We start from the raw sequence: 17,536 nt of genomic DNA, 5'->3' as shown, positions 1-17,536 counted from the left end.
TGGTCGAATGCGGGCGTCCCGGGCGGATAGCGTCCCAGACTCGAGCTGCTTCCAACGAGCGGGGCAAGGCTCCCAGGTGGGGTGCGGGTGTTTCTGCCCATGCTGAGTGCATCATCCGGAACGATTACGCGTCCGGGGAGTGTGTGTGAGCTGAGGGGCACCCGGTTGGGGTTCTAGTCGAAGTCGACACGGCTACGTAAGTTCAAGGCGTGCGTATTTACGAGGACCCGAACCTGCCGGTGGCCGGTCGTATTGACAAGGCCGCGAAGGCGATCGCGTTCGACGCGGGTCTGCCGGCGGTGACGTTGCGTCGTGTCGTGGCCCAGACCGGGCTTGAGCCGGCCGTTGTCGCGCAGCAGGAACCGTCAATGCCAGCCCTGGCGGCGCGCATGTTTCGGGACATCGCCGCCGACGAACTCGCCGCAGCACGCGCCCACGTAGAAACTCTCACCACCGCTCGAGCAGCGCTTCAGTACCTGACCAATGACCTCTTTGCCGGGGAACACACTAGGGAAGATTGGATCTGGGCAGACGGGTGGAGTGTGGGACGCCGGAACCCCGTCGTTGCGAAAGTGGCACGAGAAAGCACAACCCTGTGGGTCGAATTCGTGGCGGGCATCATCACCGTGGGCGTGACTAATGGTGAATTCAGAACCCGTGACCCGCATTTGGTCGCAGAACTGTTCGTGGCCCTGATCGACAGTCTCAGTATTTATTCGCTCGTGGCTCACAGCACCCCGACCCGGAGAGCGGCCATGGTCGAAGCATTCATCCGCACCGCCCTCGACCCGACCTGCAACATTCCCGCCACCTCACCCGAAGAGTAAGAATGTCGCCGGCTCGACACCACAGTCGGCACGAACGCCTCCGGCAAGTAATGATCAATCCCTGTCTCGTAAAGTCCGGGGTGAGCATGCCCGGCCATCGAACTGCGGGAACGACTTCTTGAGACACGACGACCCCTGGCTTTTCAGGCATGTTCTGAGCGGGTGAACCGCGACCTGAGACGTCCAAAAACTTTTAGTTTTTCGAGACGACTCGTTGCGAGATATTTCAAGCCACCTCGTCTCGCTAGCCGTCATCTGGGCCGCGTCTGAAGCTCGGCCCTCGTCACGAGAGCATCGTCCTTGGACGAGGCGCAGAGGGAAAGAGCGGGCTCGGAAACCAGGTCAATTCAACAGCAATGCTGCCGGTGGTCACGTGCTCTCACGCAGCCTAATTCGTCTCCGCTGGTCGTCTGCTCCTGAATGCAACGTCGGGAGCCAGCCCTGCTCCAAGCCACGCGCGCCGGAAGGACTGCGCCGACCTCCGCAGAACTAGCTGTCGCTGCGCACTCTCGCTGACGCGGTACCCGGTCAGTGTCACGTTGTTGCTTGGCCCGCGCCAGCGCTTATCTCAGGAAGCGATGATGCCTACTGCCTGTGCAAACTGAGCACCGAAGCTCGTTACGGCGAACACGCCCTTCTCAACGACAGTCGTGTTTCCGTCGCTGTTTGCGATGTCCTCCAATGCGGCCTTTTCTGGACGTTGTTCCACCCAGTCGTATTGCCCGGGAGCGGTCAGCTTAGTTCCATAATCGTGTTGCACGAGGCCGAGCCGCTGCCAGTTGTCCAGGTACATCGGAAAATATGCGTTGTACAGCGGTAAGCCTGTTGAAGGGTTGTCGTAGCGGATGACGTTTGACATAACCGTTTTCGTCCCAAGCTCCCCAGTGACTTGGATTTTCAGGCGAACCATTGGATGCATCTTCCCTCTATTCATGTCGAATGTCCGGAGTAATGAGGCTTCTTCCGCAGTCAACTGGCGGATGACTTCGCAAACGAGGGGTGCGCCGAGGACGCGTGCCGGTCGTCTGCAGCTCGGGCCAGGAGCGCCAAATACAAGTCCTTGAGCTCAGGCTCTTCGAGGGCGTATCCGAGCCCCTCCATTGCAGGGGCAGCGATGGATGGCTTAGGCGCTTGGAGGTTCTCCTCAGGCACGTCCGCCACTTTCTCGGCGAAGTCCTTCGCGAAGTCGGCTTCGAAATAGTCCTGCCGAATGCGGAACATGCGCGCGAGCGGCGCGAAGAGTGCCAGGCCCATCTGCTCGCGCACGGCCATCTTCTTCCCCCGCACCGCTGCAGCGTCTTTGAACCCTTGACTGCTTTTGACCTCTTCCAGCAGCGCTAGTCGCTCGGCCTTTCGAACTTCGCGGTCGACCTTCACGCCTTCAGCCCCGGCCTTTACGACCTCCCCAGCAGCCTTCGCCGCTGCTCCAACTGCCACACCCTCTACACCACTCATATTGGGACCATAGCTCGAAGGAAGTCGATTCTGCACGTGAACCTCTACAGAGGACGCGACAACACCGGGCATCGGGGAGTACCTAAGGTCGTCAGATCTCAGTGCCGTGAGCGATCGGTTGACGAGTGGGGTCGAGCCGGTGACTTTTGCAAGCGCAGGGCTGCCGAGGTGTCCGGTAATCGGTGGTCGTCGTGCATCCTTGAGGCCTGCAAGCCGGTTCCTGCCAGTCGCTTTCGAGAGTCAGTGAGACGTCTCGCATATCTATAGTTCTCCGAGACACGCCTACCGGTTCCCATTTCCGAATAAGGCACCGTCACCGAGATCCGATTCGGACTACCTATTCGAGACGGTGCAAACCCCGCAACGACGCCGGAGTCGCCGAGGGATCGACGTGTCCCGTAGCCGATCGGCTGACCTGCCTCCCGCCATCAGGGCTGCGGAAGTGGGGAGGCGAGCCGTTCGTTATGCCGTGACTTGCAGGAGTCGTTCTGGGTCGTAGGTGAAGAAGTCCTGGTAACGGGGCTCGATTGCAGGTGTCCTCTTCGAGGAGTATTGGGGTGGGCGCCTTGGGTATCCAGTGACCCGGTATGCGGGGACGTCGGGGTGGCCTTTGTAGAGGCTCACGAGATGACTGCCTGGGCGAGAATCATGAGAAGGATTGCGATGCCGGCCACGGGAAGCGACCCAATAAGGGCCAACTCGGTGATGCGATGTCGGCTAGTCGTCCCCTGATACCGCTGACCGCTCCGAAGGTACGTCGGAGACGTTGGTGTGGCGTTTTGTGCGTCGAAAAGTGTGGTGTGGCTGCTGAGGACGTCGCCTCGTGCGTTGGTGAGGATGTAGGAGTGGACGTGCTCGATGGAGGCAACGATGTCGCCGGCAACACGGCCAACCCACATCCCCGGGTTGACTTCATGCCACAGGGGCGTAACAGCGTCAGCGCCCTGCCCGGCGCTGCCCTTTCCCGACCAAAGGAGAGGTGTCTTTGGCTGTACCGTTTGGATACTCACGCGGCAACCCCATCCAGGGTTGTGTCTCGCAGGTGCCTTTTAGCGGCGGTAAGGGTCGTGTGGTGGTCCTGCTCGTGACCAAAGCGGTCACGGACGATGAAGTGGGCGCCGTCGTGCTCGATGGTGCCGAGGAAGGGGGCGGCGGTGCTGGCGACCCAGAAGCCGGGTTCTGGTTCGGCCAAGGACACGGTCGGCATGGTGGGCAGCAGCAGCGGCATGCGTGATCTTTCTTGACGGGAGTGGGCCCTCCTCGTAGGGGTGAGGAGGGCGGTGCGGTTCGGGCCGCACTTGATAAACGGTTCCCGGCACCCATTCGTCACACGTCTGCTCAACGAATTCTCAGCACTGAGCTTTCCCGCCCGACACAAAAAGGGCCTTCCCGCGGGTTATGTGCGGGAAGGCCCTTCCAGGGCGGTGCGGGTTAGTTGCCGAACATGCCGCCGAGTTTGCCGAGGAGGTCTTGCGGGTTCACGCCGAACTTCTCCAGCAGGCCGGCGTGCTGGTCGGTGTCGACCTTGTCGGGCAGTTCACCTTCGGCCTGTTTGGCCTCGTCGTGCTTCCCGAGGCTTTTCAACTGTTCGATGATCTGGTTCTTGTCGATCTCCATGACCGGCTCCTTTTCCTTGAGGTGGTGTGTGGGGTTAGCGGCGTTTGGACTTCAGCAGCCCGGCAACGGGACGCTGCTGCTCGCCCTGCTGAGCGGCAAGGACAATGAGGACACCGGTGAGGACTGGGGTGGCCCACTGGAGGATCTTCAGCTGCTTCTGCGCCGACGCGAGAGCTTTCGACGCAGTCTCTTTCGGTTCGGTGGTGCCGTCGGTGCCCTCGCCGGCGTGATCGGCGAGACGCTTCCCGAGAAGCCCAGACCACAGGGTGGTCCCTGCGGCGAGGAGGGTCAGGGTCAGCTTGATGCCGGTGTTCGTGCGGCCTTCCTTTTGGGTCGCGAGGCGGCCCTTGTTGGCGCCGATGAGACCGATTCCGCCGATTGCGTGCACGGTGAGTGCCGCAATCTGCAGCGGCGCCCATTTCTTCCAGCCGAGAGCGGAAAGTGTGAGGCGTTCGACGGGGTCTTTGGCGCCGGCGGCGGCGCCGTTGAGTCCGGTGGCTCCCATGAGGTTGCCGCCGAACCAGGCGGCAAGGCCGAGGTCGTGCATGCTGCGGATGACAGTGTTACGTCCAGCCATGGTGATGCTCCTTTTGGTGATCGTGCAGGTTGGTTATTCGGTGTCGAGGGGGAGGTCGTGCTCGATCCACGCCTGGGTGCCGCCGTCGACGCTGACGGCCTGATAGCCCAGATCGATGAGAATGTCGGCGCCGCGGGCACTGCGAATCCCCGCCTGGCAGATGACGTATACAGGTTCCGCGTCAGGAACGTCCTCGACCCGGGAAGCCAGGTCATCCAAGGGAATGTTGATGGCACCAGGGACATGGCCGGTGGCGTATTCGTTGGGTTCACGGACGTCGACCAGGACAGGGTCGGTGGCGTCGTTCAGTTCGGTGACGGTGACAGTGTCGCTCATGGGGCTGGTCCGTTTCAGTGGTCAGGGGTGTGGAGCATGGTGCGGGTGAACAGGGTCCGGTGGGTGTAGCCGGCGAGGGCGGCACCGGCGAGTGGGGCGAGGATGAACACCCACACCTGACCAAGCGCCGCGGGGCCGCCGTAGATGGCGGTGGCGATGGAGCGTGCCGGATTCACTGATGTGCCATCGACCGGGATCGCGACCAGGTGGATCAGGGTTAAGGTCAGGCCGATGGCGAGGGGTCCGAATCCGTCGACTGCGTTTTTGTCGGTGACGCCGAGGATGACGTAGGCGAACACCGCGGTGAGGATGACCTCGATCAGGGCCACCGAGAGGAGGTTGTAACCGCCGGGGGAGTGGCTCCCGAATCCGTTCGAGGCGAACCCGGACGCGTGGGCTCGGTGGAAGCTTCCGGCGGGTCCGCCGCCGACAATGACCGCCAGAGCTGAGGATGCAATGGCGCCGCCGAAGATTTGCGCGGCAATGTAGGGGCCGACGTCGATCTTGGGAAACTTCCCGGCGATGAACAAGCCGACGGTGACGGCGGGGTTGAAGTGGCCGCCGGAGATGTGACCGACGGCATACCCGGCACCCACAACAGTGAGCCCGAACGCGAGGGCGACGCCGACGTAGCCGATCCCGAGGGTGTTCGCCTTGGTGGGGAACTGGGACGCGAGGAGGGCGGCGCCGGCGCCACCGAAGACGAGGATGAATGTGCCGAATGCTTCTGCCGCAAGTCGGCTGATCCGGGCGGGGCTGCGGGAACCGTCGGGGTCCATCGGGGCGGCAGCGGTGTCGGGCACGGGTTCGCTTTCGGGTAGCGGTGGGGAATGTGGGAAATCGGAGGTGTGCGTCAGGATGCGGTGGTGTTGAGGTCGATGCGTTCTTTGCGGACAGTGTCCGTCACAGGTAGGTCTTTTGTGACCTGCGTGACGCGAACCCGGACACGCTCGACCGGGACGACCTCGGTGGTGGTAATGATGCGTTCTTCGTGCAGCACAATGTCCAGATCCGCCGCCGACACCTGACCGTCGGGTACAGCCATGTCGGTGCCGGCCTCAACAGGTTCGCGGATGATGCGGAGCTCTTCCCGGCGGACGGTGACCGTGACGGTTTTCTCCTCGGTCACGATGACTTTCTCGAACCGGATCCGCTCTTTCGGGACGGAGACGGTGCTGACCCGCAGCTGCTCCTCAGATCGAACAACATCTACCGTGTTGAGGTCTGGGCCGGTTTGAGGCGGTGCAGTTGTCGTGGCGGCCCGTGCACTGCTGTAGTAGGCGCGGAGGGCATGCACGTCGTCGGTCGTGAGGGTGTCGATGGACGTGATCACGGGCGCGTCCTCGACGACGGTGCGGGGGAGGCCGACGTGGAGGGCAGACCCGGGTACGTCGTCGAAGCGGGCACCGTCGAGTGGTGCGAAAGCGTTGGGGGCGCCGTCGAAGTGGGTGTGGATCGACACCCACAGGGGCGCTCCGGTGTCTTGATGGATGAACACACGCTCGACGGAGCCGATGATGTCGCCATCGACATCCAGGACCGGGACACCGGGCAGGTCGGGGACGGATTCTGGGTTGATCATGGGGTGCTCGTTTCGGGTCGAGACCGCACGTGCACCGGTCTGGGAGATGAGGACGGGGCGGGCATCACCGTTGATGCCCGCCCCGAGTGTGTTGCCGCAGCCGTGGGTGAGGCGCAGCTGGTGGCTTACTTACGGGCGGTGCGGATACGGCGGAACACGGTCAAAGCGACCAGGAACGCGCCGGCAATTTGGAACGCGCGGGGATTCTTGCTGTAGATGCTCTTGGCCCGGTCCAGCAACGGCCCGGCCTTAGTTGCGGCAGCGTCGGTAATCTTCTGGGCACTGTCGGCAGCGTGCTTGGCCGCGTCCTGTCCCTGGTTCACGGCGTTGTGGGCCTGGCCTTTCTGGTCCTCCGGGGCGAGGTTGTCGATCTTGTCATGTGCGGTTTCGGCTGCGTCGTTGATGTTGTCGTTGGGGGTGTTGTCGTTCGTCATGAAGACTCCTGGAGCGGGTTGCAGGCGAAGAGGAAAGAGGGGGTGGTGCGGGCGGCGGCTAGGGGTCACCGCCCGCACCACTTGGTGCGTCCTGGCCGGGGTCTGGGGCCAGGGGTCTAACCCGAGGGCTGGGGGTTAGAGGCCGAGGCCGACTTTGTCGACCTTGCGGTGGTACCGCATGCCCGCGAGGCCGCCGAGGATCGCCCCAACGAGGGCGAGGACCACGACGAGGACCAGGCTGATGATGCCGCCGGCGGTCGCGTTCCCGTTGATGCTTCCGGTCGGGATGGTCCCGAGGCGGTTGAGGACGTCGAACTGGCTGCCGGCAATGACACCGATGATCGCGAGGATCACGGTGACAATGACCGCCCACAGCCAGACGGCGACACCCTGACGGACGCCATTGAAGCGGGCCATGCGGCCTGCAACGTAGCCGCCAGCGAAGTACGCGATGAACACGACCACAAGCAGCACGATGGCACTGACGATGGTCGTCGTCGTGGCGTTGTCCGCGGCCGCGTTCTTGGCGTCGTTGTTGCTGGCGGCAACACCGACGCCGATGCCGGAGAGGATCCCGAGCAGCAGCACGGCAAGCCCCGTAGCCGTCAACCAGCCGAAGAACGCCGAACCGAACTTCATTCCGCCGAACTCGGCCTTCTCCCGGGCTACGACTGACTGCCGATCAGTGGCGAGAGCGTCACGGTTGGCGCTGTCTCGGCCGTGTTCGGTGTCGTTTTGTCCGTCGTTGCCGCGGGTGCGGTTGTCTTCGGCCCCGGGGCCGCCAATGCTGCTACTCATGTGATCGTCTCTGTTGGGTGTTCGCGATTAGACGCGGTCGGTGTCGAGGTCACCGGTCGTGGTGCGACCGGTGGTGTGGGTGTCGTCTTCGAACTCGATCTGCTCCTTGCGGACGTCCTCCGTCACGGTCTGCTGCTCGGTGACTTCCTCGGTGCCGAGCTTGATGCGCTCGACGGCGACGACGTCCTTGTCCACGACGACCTTGTCCTCGTGCAGGACCACTTCGTGCTCTTCCTCGGTGAGGTCTCCGCCGCGCATCGCGTCGCCGCGGTTGGCGTCGGTGATGGGCTCGCGGGTGATGGTGACCTCGTCGTGGCTGACGGGGACGGTGACGCTCTGCTGTTCGGTGACGATGTACTTCTTCAGACGCGCACGGCCGGCCTCGGTCTGACGCGTACCGACGTGCAGCTGCTCCTCCGAGCGGGTCATGGCGTCGTCCGTGTTCGCACCGGAGGTGTCGTGACCCTCGGTGGGACGGCCGGTCTCGGTCTCGGTGTATCCGGCGGTGCCGGTGGTGGTGTCCTGGTCGTAGACGGCGCCGTCGTTGTAGGCGTCGGCCTGGTTCGTGGTGGTGTCCTCGAGGCCGTAGTGGGCGTAGAGGGCTGACTCCTGCTCGACGGTGAGGTAGCCGTCTTTGTCGTCGGAGTGCGGGGCGTCCTTGACCTGGTCTTTCGTGTAGGGAACCTGCACGTCGCTGCCTGTCACGGTCGCCGCCGACAGGGGGACGAACGACTCGCCGCCGCCGAAGAGACCAGTGTGGGCGGTGACCCACTCGGGCTCGCCCGTGCGGTCGTCGGTGAAGATCTGGCCGATGGAGCCGATCTTCTTGCCCTGCGGGTCGACGACGTCGCCGCGGCCACTGAGGAGGGTGTTGATTTCGTTGGTGCTGATCATGGTGTTTTCCTTTACCGGTTGAGGGCGACAGCGATGTCGGTCCGCCCTAGAGAGGTGTGGTGCTTTCGGGTTGGTGCTCTGCAGGTGGTGCGGTGGTACCGGTGGTGCGTCTTTCTCCGCCGGGGTGGGGGAGGGAAGTTCGTAGCTCTGCGCCCACTGGAGGAGGGCGTCGAGGAGGCCAGAGGTCACGGATGTGAGGCGGGGGCCGGGGCAGGAGCAAAGCTGCTGTCGAGGTGGATGGCGATGACGCCGAACCCACCGAGGAGAAGCAGCAGAGTGATACCGACCAAGAAGCCACGGAAGACACTGGCCGGGATCCTGCTGGCCAGCGTTTTCCGGGCAGGGCGGCGGGTGGTTGTTGCGGGCATGCGTGAGGGGTCTTTTCTAGCGGTGGACCGGTTCGGGCGGTGAAGGGCTAGAAAAGACCCCTGTGGCGTGCTGATCATGCAGGTGCTACTTGGGTGATGCTCCTCCAGATGGAGGTAGATGGTGCGGTGGGGCTACTTCCGGAACGTGGTGCGGCGGCCCTTGGTCGATTTGCTGTTCTTCAGTGCCGCGTCTTTTCGGGTCTTACGGATGACGCTGACGATGGATAGGACCACGGGAAGGTATTTCAGGAGGCGAATCATGTGGGTCTCGTTTTCTAGGACAGGCGGGTCTTTTTGGCGGTGCGGGCACGGAACCCGCCGGAGATCTGGATCATCGCCGGCACCTCGAACCCGAGCAGCTGGTCAAGCGCCTTCAGGTGCGTCTGGATCGTGTCGGAAACGTCCTTCGGGGAAACTCCCCGGCGGGCCGTGGCACTGATCTTGAGGACGTTGGTGCCTTGGACGTCATACGTGGTGACCGAGGAGGACACCAGGTCGTCGCGGTCTTTCAGTGCTTCCTGGAGTGCTTCCTTGGCGACGCCGGCTTTGACGATGGTGGAGCCGTGTTCGGTGGTGTCGTTGTGGAACAGCTCCGACGTGTGACCGTTGCCCTGCTTGACGATGAATCGGACCAGCAGGATCACGATGATCACCAGGATGGCGATCAGGGCGATGTACAGCCAGCTGGACCCGGTCGCGAACAACGGTGCCGCGCTGAACGTTGAGGAGACGCTCTTCGACACTGTCGGGGCTGTCGACTTCCAGCCGGAGCTGAACGTCGGGAGCACCCCGAGGAGGATCGAGGCAGCACCGAGGATCAGAACGACGAGGCCGACAACGAAGATGAGGAGCCGGTTGGCGCCACGATTGGTGGTATTCATGCGCCGACCTTCCCAGCCTTCTTGATGTCGATCTTCGAGCGCAGTTTCGGGGTGACGTCGTAAGCAGCGAGCTGCTCGTCGACGGCGTCTTTAATCCGACCTTCGTCGACAGTGCGCCCGGTGGCCGGGGTCATCTCGACCACGGCACGGTTATGCGTCACGGACACGCGGGTGTTGTCCGGATCGGTGTTCGCCGCATAAGACGCGTGCCGGGCCAAAGCCGAGGCGATGACCTCGTTATCGATCACCGTCACCGCCCGGTCCGTCTGAATCAGATGACGGGCACGTCGCCCAGAGGTGAAGGAGGCGATGATCAACCACAGCCCAACCAGGGCAAGGATGATCCCCGCCACGATCAAGATCCATACGGGCAGGGTGTTAGCCCCGACGAGTCCCTTGGCTGCGTTCCCGGGCGTGACCAGGAGCGGCTTCTGCCCGGCGATCGACAAGATGATCTCAATGACCGCAAACGCGGCGGCGAGGATCAGGACCACGGCCAGAACGATAGCGAGAACTGACCTGGGCGAGTGGGTTTCCCGGCGCGCGATCCGCGAATACGTGCTTTTGGTGCTCATCGCACGCGCCTTTCTTCCTGAATGTCGACCCCGGTGATCTTCACGATCACCCGGGCGACCTGGTTGCCGGTGAGCTGCTGCACCCGGGTGCGGATCTGCTCCTGCGCGGTCTTGGCCCGCTCAAGCAGCGGGCCGCCCTGCCGGTCGACAACCCCGGGTTCGTTCTCGATCCGAACAAGCGACGGAACCCGGATTGGTGCTGACACGGTCAGTGACAGGTTGCCGTCGTCGTCGTTGAGGTCGACGGAGACCTTCTTGTTGTTGACGCCGAGGGCGTCGGCGGTGACGGCCGAAACGACCCGGTCCAACGCACGCGGTGCGATCTTCGTCCGCCCCGGGAGCTTCTCCCACTCGTTCTTGCGAGTGAAAGTGGGGGTCGTTTCGGTCATCGTCATGAGGAGGAGCGCTTTCCCTTGAAGATGTCCAGCAGGGCCGCGAACTCGATGTCGCCTGCCACGATGCGTCCGATGATCGCTCCGGCCGCCATGGCGAGGGCGAGGAGGATGAACGCGCCGAAGCCGAGGGTCATCCAGGTCAGGACGAGGGCTGCAGCGACGGCTATGCCGGTGATGGTGGGGGTCACTTGACGCGGCTGTCGGAGTCGTCGTCGTCATCCTCGGAGGGGACGAAGACGTCGGCGATGGTCACGTTGATCTCTGCAACCTCCATGCCGACGATGTTCTCGACCGCGTCGCCGACAGCGTTGCGCACGTTCTCGGCGAGGTCCTGGAGGGCGACGGGGTATTCGGCGGTGAGGGTGACGTCGACGGCGACCTGGGTCTCGCCGACCTCGACGGAGATGCCCTGGGCGAGGTTCGTCTGGCCGACACGGTCACGGAGGGCACCGATGGCGCGACCGGCGCCGCCACCGAGGGCGTGGACGCCGCGGACCTCGCGGGCGGCGATGCCGGCGACCTTCGACACCACGGCGTCGTTGATGTTGGTGGTACCGGTCTCGGTAGAGTGCGCCGGGGTAACAGCCTTGGACGAGGACGCGGGGATCACGGCGTTGGGGGTGGGGGTGGTGTTCGACATGAACGTTCTCCTGAAGTTGATGAAGTCCAAGACACCGTGTTGGTGTCGTGGCGGATCAACTACCCCGGGAGCAAGTGGTGGACCCTCTTACGAGGGGCAGTCACTAAGGAAACGAGTCGAGAAGACCATTCGTCACATAATCGTCGAAAAAGATTTTCTGACCCTCGTGGCGAGGTCAGGCGAAGTGGTGGGAGGTTAGTTGGTGACGTAGGCGATGGTGATCTTGACGTCCATCTCTCGGCCCGCTGATGCAAGGCACTGTTTAATCCGGGAACACACCTCGGCCCCGATATCACCAGCGGGTGCGGACAAGTCAATACCGATCGACGCGGTGACCCTAGACGCAGAGATGTTGACCTGCACCTGCACGGCCGGCACCGGCGCACCAAGATCCGCAAGGACCCACTGGGCGGTACCCAGAACGGGGACTACCCGGGTTGGGGCATACAACCGGGTCACACCAGGCGTGTTTGCCACGAGGAGGGTGAGCTGGTCGGCAAGGGCTGCATCAGGGCTGGTGACACTCATCAGAACTCCTCCGTCGGGGTGACGTGCACATCCGTGATCGTCACGGTGATCCCCGCCACAGTGAGATCGGTGTTGCTTGCCAGTGTCTGTTCGATGGCGTGGCGGAGTTGCTCGGCCGCGTCGGGAATGTTGTTCCGCCACACAATCGTCGCGTCGACGTCGACCGTGATCGGTTCATCCAGGACGGTGACATCGCCGACAAGGGCACTTCGGCCGACGAGGATTCCGTAGACGGTGTCGCCAGCGGCACGAATCAGGCCACGGACGGCGCCTTCGGTGATGACCAGCTCGGTGCGAAGGTCGGCCGTTCGGAAGGGAATCTGCCGGCCCGCACGGGACTCGACCGAGATGTTCTGCAGAAGCGATGACATCCAGGTGTCGGTGCGGGGCTCCTCCATCGCGGCCTCGTCATCAAGGAATGATGCGGTGAGTTTCTTCAACCGGGCCAGGGCCGCGAGAGCGATCTGGCACGACGGCGACACATCGATGACCGGATCCCGGGGAGTCATTCCGGCGTCGAGGTAGTCGGACAGGTCATCGACGGTGTACCCGTCGAGATCGTCCGGCTCAAGAGCGAGGACGGCAGCGGGTGGGGTGTCTTGGTCTAGGAGATTTTCCACGGCCGGGTCGGGGATGGGCTCGGGGCTAGCGCTCATCGCCAGACCTCCATCTCTCGAATCATGTTCTTCCGTGCTCGGGACAGTAGACCTCGCACCGTACTCACCGGCTGATGAATCTCCGCGGCGATGTCGTCGTAACTGTAGCCACCCAGTTCTTTCAACACCCAACACTGCCGCTGCTCCGTTGGGAGGGTTGACAGCGCGACACCCAGGGCTTGTTGCCGGCTTGAGGTTTCTGCGGAGTGTTCGGGGCCGTCCTCGGTTCGGGCGGGCTGTTCATGGTCGTCGATGTCCGAATGGTCGCGCCGTGCCCTGACCCGGTCGATCGCTTTCCGGGACGCGATGGTCAACAGCCAGCCGCGAACCCGGGTGGTGTCTTCCAGGGTGGGAAGTTGCTGCCAAGCGGTCAGGAAGGTGTCTTGGGCGACATCGTCCACGTCAGCTCCCGAACCAAGAATGCGGCGCGCATACACCCGCACCACCGGCTCATGCCGGCGCACCAACACCGCGAACGCGCGCACGTCCCCATCACCGGCCCGACGGGCAAGGACCGGGTCCTCCAAATCATCCAACCGGGCTCGAGTCAATGTTTCGGCCACTTCCAACACCCCTTTGATCTCGACCGTGGACACAAAAATGTGGTTCCAAAGAAACGAGGTCTAGGAGTCGTCATGTGACACTCAATCATGATGCCCCCCATTTTGGGGACATCCGCACCATGTCGGACACTCGTCGAATTGGCCCACTTTTGTGACGAAACAGGCCCTCCACTCGTTGTCTTAGTGACAGCACTCTTTTTCGCCGCCGCTCACCGACGCAAGGACGCCATGGCTGACTCCGACACCACCCCCACCTACTCCCTCGACCAGACCTCGCCCACCACCTGGGACGTCTTGCTGGAAGGGTCCGCCTTAGTTGCGGGGACTATCACCCAGGATGGTGACGAGTACCTGCTCGCCGATGCGCAGAACCTGTCCCGGGGCAGCTACCCCACCGTGATGGAAGCATGCGCTGGCCTTACTGACGGGGACGCCTAATGGCCGACCCGACGGCAGTCCTGTTCGACATCGACGGCACCCTCGTCGATTCGAACTTCCTCCACGTCGAAGCCTGGGATTACGCGTTCACCTCCACCGGCCTGAACGTCCCCGCCTGGCGGATCCAACAAGCCATCGGCGCCGACTCTAACGAGCTCCTCGACCAGCTGATCGGTGACGAACCCAAATCGACCCGGGATGACGTCAAGGGCCTGCATGACAAGCGGTACAAGCAGCTCGCACCCCGCTTGAAGATCCTCGATGGCGCCCAGGAGATTGTCGCCGAGCTCGCGGGACGCGGCATTCGGGTGGTGCTGGCGACGTCAGCTCCGCGACAGGAACTCGACCGGCTCCTGACCCTGCTGAACATCGACGACGACACTTACGCCGTCACGTCCGCGGAGGACGTGAAAAAGGCCAAGCCCGCACCCGACATCATCGCCGCCGCACTGAACAAGGGAGGAGTCGACGCCAATCACGCGGTCCTGGTTGGCGACTCGGTCTGGGACATCAAAGCCGCCACCATCGCGGGGGTCACCTCGATCGGGTTGCTCTCCGGTGGGACCGCCGAAGCGCTTCTTCGGGAGGCCGGCGCCGCCGAGGTCTACGACGACGTCGCGACCCTCCTCGGCTCCCTTGACTCCAGCGCTCTCGCGCGCCTCCTCGATCCGGAAAGTGTGACCTCATGACTGTTTTCACCGCGGAAAGTACCGCGTCCAGCCGCCACCCGCAGGACTGGGGCCGCGCCGTCGCTGTTGCCTTGAACTCGTTGGTTGCGCAGTCGCAGAACGCAGACACGGACCTGAATACGTCCGAACTGTTCGATGCCGACCTGACCTTGCACATTGACGAGCTCGCAGACGGCGCCCGGCTCACCCTTACCTGGACCAAGACCGACACCGTCGACTAAGGCACCCACCCGGCGGCCCCGAACGGCCGGGCATCAACTTCACCACTACGCCATCCGGCACAACCACCCGAAATGAAGGACACTCCCATGCCCGTTTACTTCCAGACCGGCCTCGCGTCGGTCATCGACTTCGTCCCCAAACTGCTGCTGTTCCTGGTCATCCTGATCGTTGGCCTGATTGTCGCGAAGCTGATCTCGAAAGCACTGTCGAAGCTGCTGGAAAAGGTTGGTTTCGACCGGCTCGTCGAACGGGGCGGGGTGAAGAAGGCGCTGGAGAACTCCAAGCTGGATGCGTCCGACATCATCGCCAAGATCTTCTACTACGCGTTGGTGTTGTTTGTGCTCCAGTTCGCGTTCGGGGTCTTCGGCCCCAACCCGGTCAGTGACCTGCTCGCTGCGATCATCGGGTTCCTGCCCAAGGTCATCGTCGCGATCATCATCGTCGTCATCGCCGCCGCGATCGCCGCTGCTGCGAAAACGCTCATCCAGGGCACCCTTGGCGGGCTCTCCTACGGCAAAGTCCTCGCCAACATCGCGAGCCTGTTCATCCTGTTCATCGGTGTCACCGCTGCCCTGAACCAGATCGACGTCGCGACCACCGTCACCACCCCGATCCTGATCACCGTGCTGGCCATCATTGGTGGTGTCATTGTCGTCGGTGCTGGCGGTGGCCTGATCAAGCCCATGCAGGCCCGCTGGGAGTCCTACCTCACCAAGGCGGAGGAAGAGGCCCCGAAGATGAAGGCCGAAGCCGACAAGGCCCCGTCCGTTCAGCAGCAGGCACAGAACGCCGCAGCAAAGGCGAAGAACGCCGCCAATAAGCGCACCCGATAATCCAGCACGAGTGTCAAGGACGTCCGCCCATCTGGGGTCGGCGTCCTTTCGTCTTTCCTGTCCGTTAGGGGATGAGGGATATCCCGTGGCGGATCCAGTTGATTGCCCACGGTACGAACGTCGTCCCGTCGTGGACCGCAACCAGAGACACAGCGACGGCCGGGTAGATCGACACGATCAGGGTGCTGATGATCGCGGCCACGGCAAGAATCCACGCAAGAGGCCCGTTCCGGCGGCGAAGAATCAGGGCCAGAAAACCCAACGCCAACAGGTAGCCGGCGATTACGGTGACCGTGATCCGGGCAATGGGTAAGTGAATGAACCACACCGCACCCACGCTGGCACCGATCAAACCAAGAATCGGCAACAGCACCACGGCAACGATCAAGACTGAGACCACAAATCCGGTGCCCAGAGCAAACCAGACACTTCGGGGTCGGTGCCGATCGGTGTAGGTAGAAGAACGCATCACACACCTCGTCGTGGAAGAAAGCGAAAGGGCGGCCCCTCACACGTCGCTGACCGCGACCTGGAGGAACCGCCCGGACCGCACCGGAAACAGCGCGGGTGATGCTGGGTTACTTGAAAACGTCCTTGACGTCCTCGCCGGTCTTCTTGACCGATGCCTTCGCCTGGTCGCCGTGACCCTCTGCTTCGAGAGACTCGTTGTCCGTGGCCTTACCGGTGGCTTCCTTCGCCTTACCGGCGAGGTCCTCGGCAGCGTTCTTAATCTTGTCAGCAGCACTCATGGTGAATCTCCTTTGATGGGAACGAGGTAGAACCTTCACTAAGGAAACGAGTCGAGACCGGCATTCGTCACGCCCGACCGCGTATCCGTTCAAAAGGCGGGCCACACCTTCTGGCGCGGCTCGCCCCACATGATTGGCTGTGTTCAGCCGGCAGGGTTGTCTACGGGGACGTCGTCGTCATCGGTACCGTCGTCCGGGTCGACCTCTTCGGCAGACGTCACCTCGACGTCGGGCGCTTCCTGCTGCGCGTCATCTGGGGCGGTGTCTTCCGGAATGTCCGTGGTGAGGTCGGGGTCGATGTTCGGGGAGTCGCTCATGACATGTTCTCCTTCATTTGAGATGGTGCGGGGTGGTTGTTTTGGGGGTCTTCGCCGGACGTGGTGTCGCTGTCCCGATCAAGGGCTGCGTTGGGGTTCCCAGTAGGGGACCCATTGCCCGGTTCGCCAAGATGTTTGCGGGAGACGCCGCCGACCCCATCGGGCTCGGCGTCTTTTGGTGCTAGTTGTTAAAGGTGAGCTCCACGGCAATAAATCCTTGAACGGTGATGCTCGGGGCAGCGGACCACGACACCACGTCGGCCTCAGCGGAAATAGCATCCGCGTCGGGCGCCTCGCTGCTGTCCGACGGGGACAAAATCCACACCCTCTTCGCCCCTTTGAGCCCGTCGAGTTCGGTGAACAGCCGCTCCCGAAGATCAGCTTCGGAGTCGACCACGATCACGCCCACCTCAGCGGATTCGGATCCCAAGCCTGTGACCGTGACCCCGGCCGGTTTTCTGTCGTCGTTGAAAAGGTTCGGCGCATTCCCGATCAGTCGGACCCTGTCGCCCTCCGAGATCTGGAGTGTTGTGAAAGCGGAGACTTCTGATGCGTCTGACATGAGAGCTGTTCCTTACTTCTATAGATGAGATGGAAGGCGCCTGGTGTGCACGCTATGCCCATGGTGGCCCCGGGAGGAATGGGGTCTCCCGGGGAAAGGGAGTGTCAGTCTTCGGTATCGCCCCGGTCTTCGAGTTCCACCTCAGTTTCGGCCATCCGACCGCGCAGATGATCAGCCATACTCTCGGCCCCCTCGCTGCCATGGTCATGGTCAACTTGCTCAATCAACCCCGACAGCTTCTCCTCATTCGTCGCGTCGTTGCTGCCATCCATGATGGGACCGGACTGCGTGTTATCGCTCATGGACGGGACGCTACGCGCAGCAGTTGCATAGCCGCCACGAATCCTTTCTCGACCCAAGCACCAGGCGTGAAATCTCCACCTCCCATTGACCGTTAGCCGGTCGTTCATCGGCACACCTGCTTGAACTCGTCTTTGTCGGTCGAGGGCAATCGGCGCCTGGCCTGCGGATTCGCGTATGCCTGTCCCGCAAAAGTGCCCGGTGATGGGGGTTTAAACGCTCCGGTCGTCGGATGCTGATCGGATACGCCCACGTCTCGACCTCGGGGCAAGATCGCCCGACGAACCATCTATCGAAGTC

Annotated in this window: 30 protein-coding genes and 1 pseudogene; 5 read left to right on the top strand and 26 right to left on the bottom strand. The window is 62.8% G+C overall.

Features of this window, described 5'->3' with window-relative positions:
• Positions 1-209 precede the first annotated feature (209 nt).
• Positions 210-827: a TetR family transcriptional regulator C-terminal domain-containing protein gene (locus EDF39_RS01415; RefSeq protein ID WP_123939873.1), complete on the top strand. Its 618-nt coding sequence runs from the start codon at positions 210-212 to the stop codon at positions 825-827.
• A gap of 568 nt (positions 828-1,395) precedes the next feature.
• Here EDF39_RS01415 and EDF39_RS17680 read toward each other — a convergent pair.
• From EDF39_RS17680 to EDF39_RS01310, 21 genes and pseudogenes are all read right to left on the bottom strand, one after another.
• Positions 1,396-2,048: pseudogene (locus tag EDF39_RS17680) on the bottom strand (DUF4393 domain-containing protein).
• An 854-nt stretch (positions 2,049-2,902) separates the two neighbouring features.
• Positions 2,903-3,292 (bottom strand): hypothetical protein, encoded by a 390-nt coding sequence (locus tag EDF39_RS01400; protein WP_123939867.1) that lies wholly within the window; start codon positions 3,290-3,292, stop codon positions 2,903-2,905.
• On the bottom strand, positions 3,289-3,510 hold the full coding sequence (locus EDF39_RS01395) for a hypothetical protein (protein WP_123939865.1): 222 nt from the start codon (positions 3,508-3,510) through the stop codon (positions 3,289-3,291). The genes EDF39_RS01400 and EDF39_RS01395 overlap by 4 nt, the downstream gene beginning before the upstream one ends.
• 203 nt (positions 3,511-3,713) lie before the next feature.
• A complete protein-coding gene (locus EDF39_RS01390; protein ID WP_123939863.1) occupies positions 3,714-3,899 on the bottom strand; it encodes a hypothetical protein in 186 nt (61 codons plus the stop codon).
• A gap of 34 nt (positions 3,900-3,933) precedes the next feature.
• Positions 3,934-4,476 (bottom strand): hypothetical protein, encoded by a 543-nt coding sequence (locus EDF39_RS01385; RefSeq protein ID WP_123939861.1) that lies wholly within the window; start codon positions 4,474-4,476, stop codon positions 3,934-3,936.
• 33 nt (positions 4,477-4,509) lie between these two features.
• Entirely contained in the window at positions 4,510-4,812 is a 303-nt protein-coding gene (locus EDF39_RS01380) for a rhodanese-like domain-containing protein (RefSeq protein ID WP_123939859.1), read from the bottom strand.
• A 14-nt stretch (positions 4,813-4,826) separates the two neighbouring features.
• Positions 4,827-5,591: an aquaporin Z gene (gene aqpZ, locus EDF39_RS01375; protein WP_123942196.1), complete on the bottom strand. Its 765-nt coding sequence runs from the start codon at positions 5,589-5,591 to the stop codon at positions 4,827-4,829.
• Between the two features lie 74 nt (positions 5,592-5,665).
• Positions 5,666-6,394 (bottom strand): YsnF/AvaK domain-containing protein, encoded by a 729-nt coding sequence (locus tag EDF39_RS01370; protein ID WP_123939857.1) that lies wholly within the window; start codon positions 6,392-6,394, stop codon positions 5,666-5,668.
• 125 nt (positions 6,395-6,519) lie between these two features.
• Entirely contained in the window at positions 6,520-6,828 is a 309-nt protein-coding gene (locus EDF39_RS01365) for a hypothetical protein (RefSeq protein WP_123939855.1), read from the bottom strand.
• A gap of 135 nt (positions 6,829-6,963) precedes the next feature.
• The gene (locus EDF39_RS01360; RefSeq protein WP_123939852.1) at positions 6,964-7,626 is read right to left on the bottom strand and encodes a hypothetical protein; all 663 of its coding nucleotides are present in this window, start codon (positions 7,624-7,626) and stop codon (positions 6,964-6,966) included.
• A gap of 27 nt (positions 7,627-7,653) precedes the next feature.
• Entirely contained in the window at positions 7,654-8,520 is an 867-nt protein-coding gene (locus tag EDF39_RS01355) for a YsnF/AvaK domain-containing protein (protein ID WP_123939850.1), read from the bottom strand.
• Positions 8,521-8,705: 185 nt separating this feature from the next.
• Positions 8,706-8,888 carry a hypothetical protein gene (locus EDF39_RS01350; RefSeq protein WP_123939848.1) on the bottom strand — a complete coding sequence of 61 codons (183 nt, stop codon included), beginning with the start codon at positions 8,886-8,888 and terminating at the stop codon, positions 8,706-8,708.
• Between the two features lie 132 nt (positions 8,889-9,020).
• Positions 9,021-9,149 (bottom strand): hypothetical protein, encoded by a 129-nt coding sequence (locus tag EDF39_RS17750; RefSeq protein WP_255410101.1) that lies wholly within the window; start codon positions 9,147-9,149, stop codon positions 9,021-9,023.
• A 14-nt stretch (positions 9,150-9,163) separates the two neighbouring features.
• Positions 9,164-9,769, bottom strand: a complete 606-nt coding sequence (locus EDF39_RS01345) for a hypothetical protein (protein ID WP_123939846.1) — start codon at positions 9,767-9,769, stop codon at positions 9,164-9,166.
• Entirely contained in the window at positions 9,766-10,344 is a 579-nt protein-coding gene (locus EDF39_RS01340; protein WP_123939844.1) for a DUF6286 domain-containing protein, read from the bottom strand. Before EDF39_RS01340 ends, EDF39_RS01345 begins: the two co-directional genes overlap by 4 nt.
• Positions 10,341-10,739, bottom strand: coding sequence for an alkaline shock response membrane anchor protein AmaP (locus EDF39_RS01335; RefSeq protein ID WP_233572924.1), 399 nt, complete (start codon positions 10,737-10,739; stop codon positions 10,341-10,343). Before EDF39_RS01335 ends, EDF39_RS01340 begins: the two co-directional genes overlap by 4 nt.
• Positions 10,736-10,927, bottom strand: coding sequence for a hypothetical protein (locus EDF39_RS01330; protein WP_123939843.1), 192 nt, complete (start codon positions 10,925-10,927; stop codon positions 10,736-10,738). The genes EDF39_RS01335 and EDF39_RS01330 overlap by 4 nt, the downstream gene beginning before the upstream one ends.
• On the bottom strand, positions 10,924-11,379 hold the full coding sequence (locus EDF39_RS01325) for an Asp23/Gls24 family envelope stress response protein (protein ID WP_123939841.1): 456 nt from the start codon (positions 11,377-11,379) through the stop codon (positions 10,924-10,926). Before EDF39_RS01325 ends, EDF39_RS01330 begins: the two co-directional genes overlap by 4 nt.
• Positions 11,380-11,574: 195 nt before the next feature.
• Positions 11,575-11,907 carry a hypothetical protein gene (locus EDF39_RS01320; RefSeq protein WP_123939839.1) on the bottom strand — a complete coding sequence of 111 codons (333 nt, stop codon included), beginning with the start codon at positions 11,905-11,907 and terminating at the stop codon, positions 11,575-11,577.
• The gene (locus EDF39_RS01315) at positions 11,907-12,563 is read right to left on the bottom strand and encodes an Asp23/Gls24 family envelope stress response protein (protein ID WP_123939837.1); all 657 of its coding nucleotides are present in this window, start codon (positions 12,561-12,563) and stop codon (positions 11,907-11,909) included. Before EDF39_RS01315 ends, EDF39_RS01320 begins: the two co-directional genes overlap by 1 nt.
• Positions 12,560-13,159, bottom strand: a complete 600-nt coding sequence (locus EDF39_RS01310; RefSeq protein ID WP_233572923.1) for an RNA polymerase sigma factor — start codon at positions 13,157-13,159, stop codon at positions 12,560-12,562. Before EDF39_RS01310 ends, EDF39_RS01315 begins: the two co-directional genes overlap by 4 nt.
• 195 nt (positions 13,160-13,354) lie before the next feature.
• Here EDF39_RS01310 and EDF39_RS01305 point away from each other — a divergent pair, with 195 nt between their 5' ends.
• The 4 genes from EDF39_RS01305 (at position 13,355) to EDF39_RS01290 (ending at position 15,308) form a co-directional block, all read left to right on the top strand.
• Positions 13,355-13,564 carry a hypothetical protein gene (locus tag EDF39_RS01305; protein WP_123939835.1) on the top strand — a complete coding sequence of 70 codons (210 nt, stop codon included), beginning with the start codon at positions 13,355-13,357 and terminating at the stop codon, positions 13,562-13,564.
• On the top strand, positions 13,564-14,253 hold the full coding sequence (locus EDF39_RS01300; protein WP_123939833.1) for an HAD family hydrolase: 690 nt from the start codon (positions 13,564-13,566) through the stop codon (positions 14,251-14,253). Before EDF39_RS01305 ends, EDF39_RS01300 begins: the two co-directional genes overlap by 1 nt.
• The gene (locus tag EDF39_RS01295) at positions 14,250-14,474 is read left to right on the top strand and encodes a hypothetical protein (RefSeq protein WP_123939831.1); all 225 of its coding nucleotides are present in this window, start codon (positions 14,250-14,252) and stop codon (positions 14,472-14,474) included. Before EDF39_RS01300 ends, EDF39_RS01295 begins: the two co-directional genes overlap by 4 nt.
• A 72-nt stretch (positions 14,475-14,546) precedes the next feature.
• Entirely contained in the window at positions 14,547-15,308 is a 762-nt protein-coding gene (locus EDF39_RS01290; protein ID WP_199726114.1) for a hypothetical protein, read from the top strand.
• 64 nt (positions 15,309-15,372) lie between these two features.
• Here the strand turns inward: EDF39_RS01290 and EDF39_RS01285 are convergent, their stop codons facing one another.
• The 5 genes from EDF39_RS01285 to EDF39_RS01270 form a co-directional block, all read right to left on the bottom strand.
• Complete coding sequence (locus tag EDF39_RS01285; protein ID WP_123939829.1) at positions 15,373-15,777, bottom strand: hypothetical protein; 405 nt, start codon at positions 15,775-15,777, stop codon at positions 15,373-15,375.
• Positions 15,778-15,886: 109 nt separating this feature from the next.
• Positions 15,887-16,057 carry a CsbD family protein gene (locus tag EDF39_RS01280; protein WP_123939827.1) on the bottom strand — a complete coding sequence of 57 codons (171 nt, stop codon included), beginning with the start codon at positions 16,055-16,057 and terminating at the stop codon, positions 15,887-15,889.
• Positions 16,058-16,200: 143 nt separating this feature from the next.
• Complete coding sequence (locus EDF39_RS17405; protein WP_158613113.1) at positions 16,201-16,374, bottom strand: hypothetical protein; 174 nt, start codon at positions 16,372-16,374, stop codon at positions 16,201-16,203.
• A 181-nt stretch (positions 16,375-16,555) separates the two neighbouring features.
• Positions 16,556-16,936, bottom strand: a complete 381-nt coding sequence (locus EDF39_RS01275) for a hypothetical protein (RefSeq protein ID WP_123939825.1) — start codon at positions 16,934-16,936, stop codon at positions 16,556-16,558.
• A gap of 104 nt (positions 16,937-17,040) precedes the next feature.
• Complete coding sequence (locus tag EDF39_RS01270; protein ID WP_123939823.1) at positions 17,041-17,238, bottom strand: hypothetical protein; 198 nt, start codon at positions 17,236-17,238, stop codon at positions 17,041-17,043.
• Between the last annotated feature and the right edge of the window lie 298 nt (positions 17,239-17,536).

The organism is Frondihabitans sp. PhB161, assembly GCF_003814635.1.
Taxonomy (GTDB): domain Bacteria; phylum Actinomycetota; class Actinomycetes; order Actinomycetales; family Microbacteriaceae; genus Frondihabitans.
This window is presented reverse-complemented; position numbering and strand designations above follow the sequence as displayed.

Excerpts from the sequence above, each read along its gene's own strand:
- EDF39_RS01325 (WP_123939841.1), bottom strand. The coding sequence starts at position 11,379 with ATGTCGAACACCACCCCCACCCCCAACGCCGTGATCCCCGCGTCCTCG.
- EDF39_RS01390 (WP_123939863.1), bottom strand. The coding sequence starts at position 3,899 with ATGGAGATCGACAAGAACCAGATCATCGAACAGTTGAAAAGCCTCGGG.
- EDF39_RS01315 (WP_123939837.1), bottom strand. The coding sequence starts at position 12,563 with ATGAGCGCTAGCCCCGAGCCCATCCCCGACCCGGCCGTGGAAAATCTC.
- EDF39_RS01300 (WP_123939833.1), top strand. The coding sequence starts at position 13,564 with ATGGCCGACCCGACGGCAGTCCTGTTCGACATCGACGGCACCCTCGTC.
- EDF39_RS01295 (WP_123939831.1), top strand. The coding sequence starts at position 14,250 with ATGACTGTTTTCACCGCGGAAAGTACCGCGTCCAGCCGCCACCCGCAG.
- EDF39_RS01345 (WP_123939846.1), bottom strand. The coding sequence starts at position 9,769 with ATGAATACCACCAATCGTGGCGCCAACCGGCTCCTCATCTTCGTTGTC.
- EDF39_RS01270 (WP_123939823.1), bottom strand. The coding sequence starts at position 17,238 with ATGAGCGATAACACGCAGTCCGGTCCCATCATGGATGGCAGCAACGAC.
- EDF39_RS01285 (WP_123939829.1), bottom strand. The coding sequence starts at position 15,777 with ATGCGTTCTTCTACCTACACCGATCGGCACCGACCCCGAAGTGTCTGG.
- EDF39_RS01365 (WP_123939855.1), bottom strand. The coding sequence starts at position 6,828 with ATGACGAACGACAACACCCCCAACGACAACATCAACGACGCAGCCGAA.
- EDF39_RS01380 (WP_123939859.1), bottom strand. The coding sequence starts at position 4,812 with ATGAGCGACACTGTCACCGTCACCGAACTGAACGACGCCACCGACCCT.
- EDF39_RS01370 (WP_123939857.1), bottom strand. The coding sequence starts at position 6,394 with ATGATCAACCCAGAATCCGTCCCCGACCTGCCCGGTGTCCCGGTCCTG.
- EDF39_RS01305 (WP_123939835.1), top strand. The coding sequence starts at position 13,355 with ATGGCTGACTCCGACACCACCCCCACCTACTCCCTCGACCAGACCTCG.
- EDF39_RS01350 (WP_123939848.1), bottom strand. The coding sequence starts at position 8,888 with ATGCCCGCAACAACCACCCGCCGCCCTGCCCGGAAAACGCTGGCCAGC.
- EDF39_RS01360 (WP_123939852.1), bottom strand. The coding sequence starts at position 7,626 with ATGAGTAGCAGCATTGGCGGCCCCGGGGCCGAAGACAACCGCACCCGC.
- EDF39_RS01320 (WP_123939839.1), bottom strand. The coding sequence starts at position 11,907 with ATGAGTGTCACCAGCCCTGATGCAGCCCTTGCCGACCAGCTCACCCTC.
- EDF39_RS17405 (WP_158613113.1), bottom strand. The coding sequence starts at position 16,374 with ATGAGCGACTCCCCGAACATCGACCCCGACCTCACCACGGACATTCCG.
- EDF39_RS01280 (WP_123939827.1), bottom strand. The coding sequence starts at position 16,057 with ATGAGTGCTGCTGACAAGATTAAGAACGCTGCCGAGGACCTCGCCGGT.
- EDF39_RS01385 (WP_123939861.1), bottom strand. The coding sequence starts at position 4,476 with ATGGCTGGACGTAACACTGTCATCCGCAGCATGCACGACCTCGGCCTT.
- aqpZ (WP_123942196.1), bottom strand. The coding sequence starts at position 5,591 with ATGGACCCCGACGGTTCCCGCAGCCCCGCCCGGATCAGCCGACTTGCG.
- EDF39_RS01290 (WP_199726114.1), top strand. The coding sequence starts at position 14,547 with ATGAAGGACACTCCCATGCCCGTTTACTTCCAGACCGGCCTCGCGTCG.
- EDF39_RS01355 (WP_123939850.1), bottom strand. The coding sequence starts at position 8,520 with ATGATCAGCACCAACGAAATCAACACCCTCCTCAGTGGCCGCGGCGAC.
- EDF39_RS01395 (WP_123939865.1), bottom strand. The coding sequence starts at position 3,510 with ATGCCGCTGCTGCTGCCCACCATGCCGACCGTGTCCTTGGCCGAACCA.
- EDF39_RS17750 (WP_255410101.1), bottom strand. The coding sequence starts at position 9,149 with ATGATTCGCCTCCTGAAATACCTTCCCGTGGTCCTATCCATCGTCAGC.
- EDF39_RS01275 (WP_123939825.1), bottom strand. The coding sequence starts at position 16,936 with ATGTCAGACGCATCAGAAGTCTCCGCTTTCACAACACTCCAGATCTCG.
- EDF39_RS01340 (WP_123939844.1), bottom strand. The coding sequence starts at position 10,344 with ATGAGCACCAAAAGCACGTATTCGCGGATCGCGCGCCGGGAAACCCAC.
- EDF39_RS01335 (WP_233572924.1), bottom strand. The coding sequence starts at position 10,739 with ATGACGATGACCGAAACGACCCCCACTTTCACTCGCAAGAACGAGTGG.